12 protein-coding genes are annotated in these 13,364 nt (G+C 40.3%); 3 read left to right on the top strand and 9 right to left on the bottom strand.

The features are described 5' to 3' along the window. Positions 1-65: 65 nt before the first annotated feature. From nusG to BM057_RS02295, 7 genes are all read right to left on the bottom strand, one after another. The gene (gene nusG, locus BM057_RS02325) at positions 66-617 is read right to left on the bottom strand and encodes a transcription termination/antitermination protein NusG (RefSeq protein ID WP_047393136.1); all 552 of its coding nucleotides are present in this window, start codon (positions 615-617) and stop codon (positions 66-68) included. A 149-nt stretch (positions 618-766) separates the two neighbouring features. Then, a complete protein-coding gene (gene secE, locus BM057_RS02320) occupies positions 767-946 on the bottom strand; it encodes a preprotein translocase subunit SecE (RefSeq protein WP_047393133.1) in 180 nt (59 codons plus the stop codon). A 33-nt stretch (positions 947-979) separates the two neighbouring features. Beyond that, positions 980-1,132, bottom strand: coding sequence for a 50S ribosomal protein L33 (gene rpmG, locus BM057_RS02315; protein WP_047393130.1), 153 nt, complete (start codon positions 1,130-1,132; stop codon positions 980-982). A gap of 532 nt (positions 1,133-1,664) precedes the next feature. Beyond that, on the bottom strand, positions 1,665-2,567 hold the full coding sequence (locus tag BM057_RS02310; RefSeq protein WP_092091254.1) for a metallophosphoesterase: 903 nt from the start codon (positions 2,565-2,567) through the stop codon (positions 1,665-1,667). Between the two features lie 404 nt (positions 2,568-2,971). Then, complete coding sequence (menA, locus tag BM057_RS02305) at positions 2,972-3,916, bottom strand: 1,4-dihydroxy-2-naphthoate polyprenyltransferase (protein ID WP_092091252.1); 945 nt, start codon at positions 3,914-3,916, stop codon at positions 2,972-2,974. A gap of 2 nt (positions 3,917-3,918) precedes the next feature. Next, on the bottom strand, positions 3,919-4,992 hold the full coding sequence (locus BM057_RS02300; protein WP_092091250.1) for an FAD:protein FMN transferase: 1,074 nt from the start codon (positions 4,990-4,992) through the stop codon (positions 3,919-3,921). 135 nt (positions 4,993-5,127) lie between these two features. Further along, positions 5,128-5,676, bottom strand: a complete 549-nt coding sequence (locus BM057_RS02295) for an FMN-binding protein (protein WP_092091248.1) — start codon at positions 5,674-5,676, stop codon at positions 5,128-5,130. Positions 5,677-6,068: 392 nt separating this feature from the next. On the opposite strand from BM057_RS02295, the gene BM057_RS02290 reads away from it, so the two are divergent. From BM057_RS02290 to BM057_RS02280, 3 genes are all read left to right on the top strand, one after another. After that, entirely contained in the window at positions 6,069-7,916 is a 1,848-nt protein-coding gene (locus BM057_RS02290; RefSeq protein ID WP_092091246.1) for an FAD-dependent oxidoreductase, read from the top strand. 93 nt (positions 7,917-8,009) lie between these two features. Then, positions 8,010-8,990: a polyprenyl synthetase family protein gene (locus BM057_RS02285; RefSeq protein WP_092091244.1), complete on the top strand. Its 981-nt coding sequence runs from the start codon at positions 8,010-8,012 to the stop codon at positions 8,988-8,990. A 55-nt stretch (positions 8,991-9,045) separates the two neighbouring features. Beyond that, on the top strand, positions 9,046-9,597 hold the full coding sequence (locus BM057_RS02280) for a Gx transporter family protein (protein ID WP_092091242.1): 552 nt from the start codon (positions 9,046-9,048) through the stop codon (positions 9,595-9,597). Between the two features lie 56 nt (positions 9,598-9,653). On the opposite strand, the gene BM057_RS02275 is transcribed toward BM057_RS02280, so the two are convergent. Continuing rightward, complete coding sequence (locus BM057_RS02275; protein WP_177186154.1) at positions 9,654-11,426, bottom strand: ABC transporter ATP-binding protein; 1,773 nt, start codon at positions 11,424-11,426, stop codon at positions 9,654-9,656. A 4-nt stretch (positions 11,427-11,430) separates the two neighbouring features. Further along, on the bottom strand, positions 11,431-13,185 hold the full coding sequence (locus BM057_RS02270; RefSeq protein ID WP_092091238.1) for an ABC transporter ATP-binding protein: 1,755 nt from the start codon (positions 13,183-13,185) through the stop codon (positions 11,431-11,433). Positions 13,186-13,364: the final 179 nt, after the last annotated feature.

Raw genomic sequence — 13,364 nt, 5'->3', positions numbered from 1 at the left:
AGGGCATAAAAAAAGAGCTGATTTCAGCTCTTTTTTCGCTACTTCTTCTGATTCATTTAAAAATATTACAGTTTGTCTACTTGATCAAATTCAAGCTCTGTGCTGGTTTCACGACCAAACATTTCCACATTGACTTTGATTTTGCCTTTCTCATTGTCAATCTCAGTGACCTTACCGGACATTCCATTAAAGGCGCCTTCAACGATCATCACTGTTTCCCCTGCTTCAAATGCAATATCTTGATGACGAGCGCTCATTCCTAAGCTGCGGAGAATCGTCTTGACTTCTTCCGGCAAAAGCGGAGATGGTTTGCTCCCTGCTCCATGAGAACCAACAAAACCTGTCACGCCTGGTGTGTTTCTTACGATATACCAAGCTTGATCTGACATGATCATTTCCACGAGTACATAACCAGGAAAGATTTTTTTCATGATTACTTTTTCTTTTCCAGTTTTTGTCGTTTCATGTTCCTCTTCTTCAGGAACCACTACTCGAAAAATATTTTCTTCCATTCCCATGCTGCTTGCACGCGATTCAATGTTTTGTTTGACTTTATTTTCATATCCAGAATACGTATGCAACACATACCATTGTTTTGGACTTTCAACTTGTTCCATTGTACACTCTCCTTAAAAATCGGCTTCGATTAAAGCACTTTTCAGCATAATAAAAAACCCTCTTATCATCTAAGAAAGGTTTCGTACACATCTATTGGTTCTATTATAGCACTTGTCAAATCATTGCGCTAGTTTTAATCAGTATTATCTTAAATCAACAGATCCAACAGCGTTGTTAAGACATAATCCACAGCGAAAAAGAAGACAGCAAAAAAGGCTACAACCGAGAAGACAGTTGGAATGTGTTTGCTCATTTCCTTTTTCGTTGGCCAAGTAACAACTTTCATTTCATGGATCACATCACTAAAAAAGTTTTTCATTTTCCCCATCTTCTTGCTCCTTTTTCTGATCAGTCATGGTATCTATTTCGTTTCACGATGCAGCGTATGTTGGTTGCAATATTTACAGAATTTTTTGACTTCTAAACGTTCTGAACGGTTTCCTTCACTTGTTCGTGCTTGGTAATTTCTTGATCCGCATACTGAACAAGCTAAAGCAGTTTTTTTCGTGCTCATTTTTTCTTCACCCGCACTTTCTTCAAAACTAGCATGTCTTACCTAATTTACCATTGTCGCCCATTCGTGTCAACTACTCAAAACATTTTGTTCACCTTCATTTATGAACAAAAAAGAAAAAATATCGAACGAAACTGTCTTGTGTTTCTTTATCTCACCTAAATCATTGACTGTGATGGCGAAATCAGAAATACCTAAGTCAATACCATTTTTTCTTTCGACAGCTTTCGTTTTTTATCTTCTGATAAAATCAGAAGATAAAAAACGACATAATTTCCTGACTTGTTCTTCACTTTGAACTTTCAGGAGCCGTTAGACTTGTTCTTGAAAAAATTCTTATAGTCTTTGTTCAATTTCTGTTAGGCGTTTGCCAAGCCAGACTGTCTACTTCTTTCAGAAAAGGAAAGCCCTCCTTAAACTGATGCTCTTCACGCAAAGGGACAGAAAAAGCGGAAATAACTGCATGGTCTATTATTTAGTAGTCATTTATTTAAGTTCCTTTTCTGATTGTAGAAACAGCTATCAACTTCATCTATTGTTTTTCTCGAATATCAAAGGACTCGATCGGTGCTGGTCCTCTCATCGTATCTCTTTTTACATTTAAGCCGCCAAGTTCATCTACTTTGATTTTCCAACGAACAAGACGAATCTCACCATTTTGGATTTCGATAGCTGTGATGATCGTTGGATAGACACAACAACCCGTATTAAAATAAGGCAGATCTTTTTCTTTTGGAAATTTAAAGCGATGGGTGTGCCCACAAATCAGCATCATCTTATTCTTTTTGATCCATTTGCTGAAGTTTTTTTCGATTTTATGTCGCTTTGTCACATTTTTTACAGGACTAGAGGGATTCCGAATACCAAATCCATGTAGGAAACGCCAGAAATATTTCAAAGACAGCATCGTAAAGAACCAAAACTGGTCATTAGGCGCATCTCCTTGATGTCCATGCACCGTTAAAATTTCTTGGCCTGTTTCTTTGTGCTTCAGCACTAATCCTTCGATGGGTTGAAGCCCTTTGAGAAAATCAAAAAAGACCTCGCTATATTCGTCATAGTTCGTATAGTAGTTTTCTTCCACATACTTCTGATTTTTTAAGTAAATGTCGTGATTGCCAAATAATCGGATCAATCTGCCCTTGTCAAAAAACTTCTTTATGACATCAAAGACTTCAGGGTGGGCATTTTTAGTATATTTGAAATCAGCGTACTCCAGCAGTTCGTCCCCGTCGCCTGCTTCAATATAGACAAAATCATGTTGATAGTAATATTTCAAGGCATGCAGATAGATATTCCGATTTCGTGCAAACTCATCAGACATGTTGCCATTCCCTCGATGGACATCGCTAAAGAAGACATATTTTGATGTATTGTCAAAGTATTCTGTTCTAGCGTTTTCATAAACATTTGTTAATCGTCTGTCCGTAAACATTTGCGCCACCTCTTTTATTTAACTGCTAGCCATCTTCCTAGCTGCAGATTTTGCTTGATTGCTCCCTACTACTAGTATACGTCATCTGTTTCCGTTACAAAAAACAATTGCCTTCTGAATCATTTGGTTCTATAGAAGAAAGCCAAAAAATAGAAACCGTCATCATTATTAGCGACGACTTCAAATGTCCTTTCACTTGGAAAATGGGTAGGCCTCATTTGAAGCTTGAAAATCTGGAGACTGGACCCCCATACAGCTCCTTGGCTATTATCAGACAAACCTGTCTTCCTGATTGATTTTTTTCAAAGCCCAATATCAAAGAGGACAATACCAAAAAAAACCGCAGCCGCACTCTCTCTTAACAAATGTTACGAGAAAGATCAACCACGGTTTTTATTTTTTGATTATGCCTTAAACAACAAACTAGTGGCAAGCAGAACAACTTCTGCACTACTGAAAGTCACAATATTTTTAATAGCGATCACAAAGGTCTTTTCTTTTATTTGTTCTCGATTAAACAGAGTCAAGTTTTTTCGAATCGGAATGATCGTCAGCAAGATCAGCAGCATGACAGGATGCAGCCAACGGAACAAAACAGCTAACATAATGATCGCATAACAGCCATACACCAACCCGTTAAACAATTGGACAGCTCTTTCCTTCCCAATGTAATAAGGCAGCGTATAACGGTGATTGGCAATATCCTGCTCTAAGTCACAAGTATTGTTCGCCAACATGATATTGGCGATCAGAAAAACGGTTGGCAAAGAAACAAACAAAATCACCAGCAAGGCCGCTAAGTCACCGGTTAAGGTAAACTGCATTCCATGAAAAGCCAGATCTAGCAGCATACCTTCTCCACCATTGATAAATACAGCAATGAAAAAGATCCCGAAGCCCATTGTTATGCCAGAAACAGCTTCTCCTAAAGGCATCCGCGAAATAGGAACAGGCCCAAAGGTATAAAAAATGCCGATCAAAAAACACAGTCCACCCATGAACAACAATAGCAAGCTTGTTCGAATCACCAGTACGATCCCTAATAAAGAAGCCAGCGTTAGCATGCCGAGAATCAAACGGATCACGGTTCTTTCAGCAAGCTGTGTTTGACCAATGATATTGACTTCTTTCTTATATCCCTCCGCTTTTGCTTTTTGATAATCCATCAAGTTATTGATAGCCGTCGTCGTCATATCAAATGTCAACATAGCCGCAAAAAAAATCAAGGTATTAACTAGGTCAAAGGTGTCAAAATAGTAACAGGCAAACAACGTCCCCAGCAAAAATGGAAATAAACTGGCCAGTTTAGTCTGAATTTCAACAAGTTTTAAAAATGTTTTTACTGACATACTCATTCCTCGTTCATTAAAATGAAATCGTCATTGGTTAGCTTGAAATCCTTCAAGCCGTCTGAAAGATAGACTTCCTTGTCTTTTGTTACAAAGATGGCATCCACTCCATCCAACTGGTTGACATAGACCAATCCATCTTTCAAGCCTTTTGCAAATAACGAGGTAGACAAACCATCGCCATCGATCGAAGTATTCGTTACGACACTCACTCCTGCCAATTCATTATCAAAAGGATAACCTGTTTTAGGATCCATCAAGTGATGATAGTTGACACCATCTACTTCTAAGAAACGTTCATAAATACCAGAGGTTACGATTGATTTATTTGTGACAGGCAGCGATCCTATGATTGTCCCGCGTTCTTCAAATGGGTCTTGAATCCCCACATGCCACTTTTCGCTCGTTCCCCGCGGACTGTCGCCCATCACAAAAATATTGCCGCCTAAGTCAACGATTGCTGTATCTACATCGTGATCCTTCAACACCTGTACTGTTTCATCTGTGATAAAACCTTTAGCGATCGCGCCTAAGTCCAATTCCATGCCTTTTTCAGGTAAGTAGACTGTTTTTTCCTCATCATTTAATTGAACTTTACGATAGTCGACGAGCGCCAAAGCTTGGTCGATCTCGGACTGTTCAGGTTTACGAGCATCTGGAAAGCCAATATGCCATAATCTAGTGAGCGGTCCGATCGTTAAGTCGAAACTGCCATCCGTTTTTTCACTATACGCAACAGCTGACTTGATCAAATCATATAGATCTTCCCTCACTGCTACCGGTTCTTTACCAGCAGCATCATTGATCGTTCTGATTTCAGAACTCTCTTGCTCTTCATCGACAGTAATAAAATCCGCCAACTCTCGGATGCGATCAAATGCGGCATCGACCGCCGCTTCTTTATCTTGATTATAAACCGTCACCCTTACAACCGTTCCCATCAAAAATTCTGTTTCTTCATAAGGATCATCTGCCAGCGTTCGTTTTTCTTCTCCGCTTTTTGATTGACAACCGCTCAAGAAAAAGACAGCAGCAGATAAACAACAAATAAATGCAGCTAAACGTACTTTTTTCATAAAAAAACTCCTTATATAAGTGCTGGATACACAAGATTGAAAACAGGTCTTAGAAAGGATTCTAAGACCTGTTGATTCTATACGTTAGTATAACTGAAAGAATTGCTAGAAGAAAGCTTTCATTCGTCAGTTTTTTTAGTTGTCGATTTCAATTGTTTCTGTTTTGCCTTCTTTAGCTGCGTCGATCAATTGTTGTGCGTATTTAATGAAAGATTCAGAAGAATGTGTTGCACCTGAAACAACGTCCACTTGAGAAGGATCTTGTGTTTCTTCTAATTGAGCGTTCAATTCTGGAATGTAGTCAGCTGGGCCTGTACCAACTTTTTCAGACATTGCTTTTTGGTAATCTTCATCTTCAGATTTTAGATCGCCATTTTCATTTACATAGTCATAGTTAGACTCAGTGATTTTGCCATCGCTTACTGTCATTTCATACACAACGCGCCAGCCATTTTCGTCTAAGTTCTTTTCTTCTAATTTATATGAGCCGTCTTGCAAATCTCCAGCAGCTGCTTGATCGCTTGATGCTTCAGATGATGCTGCGCTTGATGCTTCAGAAGTTACTGCGCTTGATGCAGCACTAGATTGTTCTGTTGCTGGTTCGTCTGAGTTTCCACAGGCAGCTAAAACAAAAGCTGAAGCGAATAAAGTCGTTGCAAATTTGACCCCTTTTTTGATTTCCATCTTAATAATACCTCCAAAAGATTTTATTTTTACCGCCAACGTACTGATAACATTCGTCTGCGATATTTTTTACAAGTTCAGTATACCTTTTTAAAATGCGATTGTCTATATATTCACAAATATTTTTTAAAAAAATATCTTTTTATACTTTTTATGACTTTTTAAGATCCAAAGATGGATACATTAATATAGGAAGAAACGAGGCTGTTTCAATCTCTCATTGTTTTTTCATTTATAAAAATTCTTGATAGACTAGACAAGTAATAATGGTTTATGTATAATAAAACCACAGTTAATTGTGAAAAGATTATCAAGTATTTAAATATTGTTTTCACAAGTTACGTTTATTTAGTTTTTTTATTAGGTTAGCAATTATAAAAGGAGTGTACAACATGGCACAAACAAATATTGTTGTTGTTGGTGGAGGGTTTTCTGGTGTTTCTGCAGCAAAATTACTTTCCAAAAAATTAAAAAAGAATACCGATATTGTCATTACATTGATCGATCGGCATCCTTATCATACTTATATGACAGAATTACATGAAGTAGCTGGCGGGCGTGTAGAACCAGATGCTATCCAATATGACCTGCAACGGTTATTTGCACGAAGAAAAAATGTTCATCTGGTAACGGACAACGTGACTGAATTGGATCATGAAAACAAGGTGATCCTCACTGAGCAAGGTCGTTTCCCTTATGATTACTTGGTTCTGGGTATGGGCGCAGAAGCTAATGACTTCGGTACACCAGGTGTTAAAGAAAACGGCTTTACTTTATGGTCTTGGGAAGATGCTTTACGCATTCGCCACCATATTGAAGATACAGTGGCAGCTGCGGCGAAAGAACGCGACTTAGACAAGCGAAAAGCCATGTTGCGCTTTGTTGTATGCGGAGCCGGCTTGACAGGTATTGAAATGATGGGCGAATTGGTTGACTGGAAACCAATCTTAGCTGATAAATATAAAATAGATGCTGATGAGATCGAACTTGTGTTGGTGGAAGCAGTCAGCGACATTCTAACGACGATTCCGCGTGTCGATTCCGATAAAGTTGAAAAGCATTTGCTGAAAAAAGGTGTACGTATTCTTACTGACTCACCTGTAGTGGACGTCTCTCCTACTATTGTTCAATTGAAAACCGGAGAAAACCTACAAACTCATACATTGATTTGGACAGCTGGTGTTAAAGCCAATACAGATGCAGCTGACTTTGGAGCAGAAAAAGCTCGTGCTGGTCGTCTCGTAGCCAACGAGTTTATGGAAGCAAAAGGATTAGAGAATGTTTATGTTATCGGAGACTTAGTTTACTATGAAGAAAACGGCAAACCTACTCCGCAAATCGTACAAGCAGCTGAACAAACCGGACATACAGCAGCAAAAAACATTGTCGCAGCGATTGAAGGCGGCGAAAAACATGCGCATGAATCCAACTACCAAGGTACGTTAGTGTCTGTTGGTTCTAAATATGGTGTGGCTTACTTGTTTGATAAGATTCATTTAAGTGGTTTCTTTGCACTTTTAATGAAACACATCGTCAATTTAAAATATTTCTTTGATATTCGTTCAGGTTATTATATGGTACAATATATTTTCCATGAGTTCTTCCATATCAAACATAGACGAAACATCTTCCGTGGCCATCTGTCACGATACGGGAATGTATTATGGAGCGTACCGCTGCGCGTATTCTATGGTAGCATGTGGCTCTTTGAAGGTCTGAAGAAAGCTTTCGGATTGTTCGGAACACAAAGCTGGTTCGGCGATACGGTCGCTCTTCCTTTCTCTTGGCTGCAAACGCCTGTATCGGGTGCCTCTGAAGCCGTTGAACAAACAGCAGAAGCTGCAAAACCAATTTTCGGATTAAGTTATGCATACGGCGAAGAACCAATGATGGTCTTCAAAGCTGCACCAAAATGGTTCGAAAGCATCATGAAAGTCATGTTGCCAAACACAGATGTTGCTTTGTTCTTCCAAAAATTCATGACTTGTGTTGAGATTGCGATCGGTTTAGCTTTGATCGTCGGCTTGTTCACTTGGTTGCTTAGCGCAGCAACGATTGCATTGACGATCTCGTTTGCATTATCTGGCATGTTCTACTGGGTAAACATCTGGTTTATCTTCGTAGCCATTGCTTTAATGAACGGTGCTGGTCGAGCATTCGGATTAGATTACTATGTCATCCCATGGTTGCAAAAAAAGGTCGGCCATTGGTGGTACGGTAAAGAAAAATCCATTTATTAAAAGTAACATTTGATTAAAAAACATTGAGTGGAGGCGGGAGGACGGACTTGCTTTCACTTTTTTTGATTTTTACGATTCTGAAAGGAGAAAATTATGAAACTTCATCCAATCTGGAAAGCTTATCCTCAGATAGCAGCTGAATTAGAGCAAGTCGGACTGCTGATTGATCGTTCGATCCGTCTGCGCAATAAAGAAATCGAAGCGGTCTTAAAGGATATGCTCCATTCAGGCGGAAAAATGGTTCGTCCAGCTTACACTCTTTTATTTTCAACATTTGGTCCCGATCATGAGCCTGAACGTGCTCAAGCACTAGCAGCATCAGTTGAACTGCTGCATACTGCGACTCTGATCCATGACGACATCATTGATGATTCTCCTCAAAGAAGAGGCAAAACGACTGTACAAGCACGTTACGGAAAAGATGCTGCAGTTTATGCCGGTGATTATTTGTTTACCGTTTCTTTTCGACTCGTTGCACGTTATGCTCGCTCTACGGATCAATTTGAGATCAACACGCGCGGCATGGAGCGCATCTTAATGGGTGAACTGGATCAAATGAATCTGCGGTATAAACAAGATATGACGATTCGCCAATATTTAACCCAAATTTCGGGCAAAACGGCTCAGTTATTCGCACTGGCTTGCTATGCAGGCATGTTAGAAGGCGGATCACCTGAGAAAAAAGCACGCAATGCTTATTATATCGGCAGCCACATCGGGATGGCTTTCCAAATATTGGACGATATCCTCGACTATACGCAAACTGCGGATGGACTTGGAAAACCTGTCTTAGAAGATGTTAAACAAGGCGTTTATACGGCTCCGCTTCTTTTTGCGATGCAAAAGGACGCTGACTCATTTATCACACTACTATCGAAGCGGGAACAGATGACCGATGAAGACACGCGCAAAGTACAACAGCTGGTCGTTGCGTTAGGCGGAGTGGAAAAAGCGCAACATTTAGCTGAAAAGTATACGGAAAAAGCAATGAGACGCATCAATCGTTTGCCTGATAAGTCAGAAAAAGAAACCCTTCGAAAATTGACGCTTCAGCTACTTAATCGAAATCTTTAATAGACTCGTCAAACTAATATAGACTAAAGGATCCAAATAGATAAGGGTGTTGATCATGACAAAAAGCCAGAAAATGATTTATATTTCTTTACTCGCTGCTCAGGCTGTTGTCTTGAGTCTAATCGAAAGGATGATTCCTTTTCCATTTGCTTTTGCTCCTGGTGCAAAGCTTGGGATCGGCAATCTGATCACGATCATCGCTATCTTTACACTGCCGTTGAAAGACAGCTTTACGGTTGTTTGGATGCGGCTCTTGGTGACCACTTTGCTGGGCGGGACTTTTTCTACCTTCCTTTACAGCTGTGTCGGTGCTTTTCTCAGCTATCTAGGCATGCTGCTGGTAAAACTGTTGGGACCAAAACGTGTCAGCATCATTGGCATTAGCGCAGCTGGCGGGATTTTGCACAACGTAGGACAATTGCTTGTGGCCAGTGTCATTGCGCGTTCATGGACCGTTCTCTTGTACTTGCCTGTCCTCTCTTTTATGGGTATCCTAGCTGGTATTGCCAATGGGATTCTAGCCAACTACATGATGGCCCATATCAACACCTTAAAACTTTTTCGCCAAACGCATGAAAAAGAAACCTTATGCCAAAAAGCGGAGTAATACAAAAAAGACAAAAAAAGCTGCGACGTATGATCGCAGCTTTTTTCTGTTAGAACCTATTTTTGATAGGTTTGTAGTTGGTACATATCAAAGTATGTGCCTTGTTCAGCAATAAGGTCCTCATGGGTGCCTTGTTCAATGATCTCACCATTTCGCAAAACTAAAATCAAGTCGGCATCTTTGATCGTCGATAAACGATGCGCAATAATTAAAGACGTCCGATTTTTCCGCATGTTTACTAATCCGTTTTGAATCTTTTCTTCCGTTTCTGTATCAATGTTGGCAGTGGCTTCATCTAGGATCAGGATGCTTGGCGAACGCAAGATCGTTCTTGCAAAGCTGATGAGTTGTCTTTCACCAGCTGAAAAGCTATCTCCTCGTTCGATCACTTTTGCTTGATACCCTTTATCTAATTGGGAAATGAAGGTATCAGCATAAACAAATTCACCGGCTGCCCTGATGTCCGCATCAGAATATTCGTGGTTATACATGCGAATATTATCGGCGATATTGCCGTAAAAGAGAAAGCTGTCTTGTAAAACAAGTCCCATTTTTTTCCGAATCTCTTCAACAGGTATATCTTTTAATGAATGCCCGTCGATCAAAATCTCGCCCTTTTGGTAATCATAAAAACGCATCAAAACATTAATGATCGAGCTTTTCCCAGATCCTGTCTGGCCTACTAAAGCAATGGTCTGCCCGGGCTTAGCTTCAAAGTTGATGTCGCGCAGCACTTGATGCTCACCGTCATAGGAAAAGTTCAAGTTTTTGACTTCGATATGTCCTTCTGTGATCTGACTTCCTGCCTTTTCATTAGAGCGAGGAGCCAGTTCTTGTTCATTTACCAATTCTTGGATCCTCTTTCCAGCTACAATCCCATCTTGCAGCGTGCTCAAACCGTTCATCATTTGTCCGATCGGTTGGAAGAAGGAACGTGAATAAGAAGTAAAAGCATAAATGATTCCAACATCAACTGTATGAGTAACAAAGTCTTGATAACCAAAAATAAGGAGGACCGCCACCAATGCAAAGGACTCGATCAAGTTGATCGCCGGCATCAATAGCAAGGCATTCATACTATACATAGCTCGCCGTGCTTGGACATACGTTTGATTGGTAACGTCAAATTCTTCAGCCAGCCGTTTTTCTTGATGATACTTTTGAATGATGCCCATTCCGCTGATCGACTCATTCAGCTTTGCATTCAAGCGGCTGAGTGCTTCTCGCATTCGTCCATAGATCAAGACACTTTTTCGCTGGTAGACGACCACCAATATCATCATGATCGGCAAGAAAGCAATGAATACTAGTGCCATTTGCCATCTCAGTGCAAACATTGCGATAGAAATAGAAATCACGTTAAACAATCCTGTAGTAAGATTAATAAAAACTGTCCAAAAGTCTTTAATGGTTTCTGTATCGTTTGTCACTCGAGATACCACTGTTCCAACAGGTGTCTGGTCAAAGTACCGCATACCCAGATCGACGACTTTGCCATACAATTGATTCCGGATATTGGCGACCGTTTTTTCAGCTGCCGTATTAAAGAGATAATCTTTGGCATACGTAAAAGCAGCTTTCAAAAGGGTCAACACACCATAGAACACGACCACTCGAATCGTGATTGCCAGTGTTGCTGACTTGGTTGCTAAATAATTGTCAATATAGTGTTGAATAACGATCGGCAAATAAGCAGTGATCGCTGAAATGAAAGCTAGAAAGATGAAAGAGACTAGGAAGGTCACTTTATAAGGCTTTGCATAGCGAAAAAGATGCCGTAAGATGTTCCAAGTGTCTTTCATTGAAACGCTTGTCTTCTGTTTTTCCAATCTCTTACGCCCCTTCCCCATCTAATTTTCTTTCCAATTGTTGTTTTTGGTACATTTCTGCATACCAGCCTTGATAGTCGATAAGCTGATCATGCGTTCCTTTTTCAGAGATTTGTCCTTCATCCATCACGATGATTTCATCTGCTTGCATAATTGAACTGATACGGTGAGCTGAGATGATCGTTGTTTTTTGGCTGCGCTTTTGTTTCAAAGAAGCTAAGATAGCTTCTTCAGTATTGGCATCCACCGCTGATAACGAATCATCTAAAATCAGACACTCTGGCTCGACAGCTAGCGCCCGAGCAATCGCGATCCGCTGTTTTTGTCCGCCTGATAAGGAAACACCGCGCTCGCCGACTGTCGTATCGTATCCTTTTGGAAATTGCAAAATGTCTTCGTGAATATGCGCTGTTTTGGCTGCTTCTTCAATTTCTTCCTGACTTAAAGCAGGGTTCCCGAAACGAATATTGTCGCGGATCGTCGTTGAAAATAAGAAGTTATCTTGCGGCACGATTGCAATGCCTTCTTTTAAAGACTGCAACGCGTAATCTTTAATGTTGATACCGCCATAAAGAATCGCGCCTTTATAAAGGTCATAATCACGAAGCAGCAGTTTATAAATGGTACTTTTTCCAGAACCCGTTCGACCGACGATTCCTAATGTGTTCCCCTTTTTCAAATGAAACGAAACATGGCTCAAAGCGGGTTTGTGCTCATTTGGATAGGAAAAAGATTGGATGTCAAAATCAATGTCTCCATCTAACGGCTTTTTGACAGGTTTTTCAGCTTCCACGATCGATGTTTCGTTTGACAGAAGAAGTTCGACCCGGTCATAAGCAGCATTTCCTCGTTCCAGTGTGTTGATCAAGCTTCCGACAGCTAGCAGCGGCCATTGCATCATCCCAATGTAGCTGATAAAGGCCACTAAATCTCCAATCGAAATCCGTCCCGTTTGCACGTAATTGCCGCCGATCAGCAACGCGATCACATAAGTCAATCCCATGACGATTTCAATACTAGGATTAACACCAGCCTTTAACTTGTACACACCACGGTTTTCTTCCACAACTTTTTCGGTTTCTTTTTCAAATGCATAAAAATCTTCTTTCTCTTCCCCTAAAGCCTTTAAGACCTTTATTCCTGATACACTCTCCTGTACGTGGTTGTTCATCGAAGAAAAAGCCTTTAAGGCGCCGCGGTAACGAGCATGGATCAGTTTTCCTAAATAAGTCGAGATCGCGATCAATATAGGGAACGGTAAAATAGAAAATAAGGTCAGCTTCCAATCAATGAAAAAGAACATTGAAAAAAGCGTGACACCGCCTAATGAGAATGCGTCTGTCAACGTCAACACACCGTCCGCAGCCACAAAACGAATAGCCGCTAAATCGTTAGTGGCATGCGCCATTAAATCTCCCGTACGGTAACGTTGAAAAAAGGCCGCATCCATTCGTGTGAAATGACTGAACAAACGGTTGCGCAAAATCGATTCGATGAGTGTAGAATTTCCAAACAACGCCATTCTCCATCCATACCGCAAACCATACATCACCAAAGCAAAAATCAAAATCAATGATACCCAAAAGATCAGCGTTCGCCAATTCAATGTTCCCGCTACAAACTGATCGATAATCGTGCCGACGATCTTTGGATTCAAGACTTGCAAGATCGCACAAATAATCAGTGCTACTACACCGAACGTATAACTTTTCCAGCGTAATTTGAAGAACCAGTCTAATTTTTTAAATGTTCTGAACATAACTTCTTCCCTTTCTTTTTCATTTCCTTGCTTCTGATGATTAAAGCAAAAAACTTACCGCTTTTCACCCCTCACACTGAAGTCGCACACCTTATTGGCTATGCAACAAAAGCAAGCCACAAGTATGTGTCAATAACTACTAATATAGAAGTTTATTGGCTTATTGTCAAAAATACCTG

This window comes from Pisciglobus halotolerans (genome assembly GCF_900113675.1).
Taxonomy (GTDB): domain Bacteria; phylum Bacillota; class Bacilli; order Lactobacillales; family Carnobacteriaceae; genus Pisciglobus; species Pisciglobus halotolerans.
Note: the sequence above shows the minus strand (reverse complement) of the source record. Positions and strands in the feature narration are given on the sequence as shown.

Excerpts from the sequence above, each read along its gene's own strand:
- nusG (WP_047393136.1), bottom strand. The coding sequence starts at position 617 with ATGGAACAAGTTGAAAGTCCAAAACAATGGTATGTGTTGCATACGTAT.
- secE (WP_047393133.1), bottom strand. The coding sequence starts at position 946 with ATGGGGAAAATGAAAAACTTTTTTAGTGATGTGATCCATGAAATGAAA.
- rpmG (WP_047393130.1), bottom strand. The coding sequence starts at position 1,132 with ATGAGCACGAAAAAAACTGCTTTAGCTTGTTCAGTATGCGGATCAAGA.
- BM057_RS02310 (WP_092091254.1), bottom strand. The coding sequence starts at position 2,567 with ATGTTTACGGACAGACGATTAACAAATGTTTATGAAAACGCTAGAACA.
- menA (WP_092091252.1), bottom strand. The coding sequence starts at position 3,916 with ATGTCAGTAAAAACATTTTTAAAACTTGTTGAAATTCAGACTAAACTG.
- BM057_RS02300 (WP_092091250.1), bottom strand. The coding sequence starts at position 4,992 with ATGAAAAAAGTACGTTTAGCTGCATTTATTTGTTGTTTATCTGCTGCT.
- BM057_RS02295 (WP_092091248.1), bottom strand. The coding sequence starts at position 5,676 with ATGGAAATCAAAAAAGGGGTCAAATTTGCAACGACTTTATTCGCTTCA.
- BM057_RS02290 (WP_092091246.1), top strand. The coding sequence starts at position 6,069 with ATGGCACAAACAAATATTGTTGTTGTTGGTGGAGGGTTTTCTGGTGTT.
- BM057_RS02285 (WP_092091244.1), top strand. The coding sequence starts at position 8,010 with ATGAAACTTCATCCAATCTGGAAAGCTTATCCTCAGATAGCAGCTGAA.
- BM057_RS02280 (WP_092091242.1), top strand. The coding sequence starts at position 9,046 with ATGACAAAAAGCCAGAAAATGATTTATATTTCTTTACTCGCTGCTCAG.
- BM057_RS02270 (WP_092091238.1), bottom strand. The coding sequence starts at position 13,185 with ATGTTCAGAACATTTAAAAAATTAGACTGGTTCTTCAAATTACGCTGG.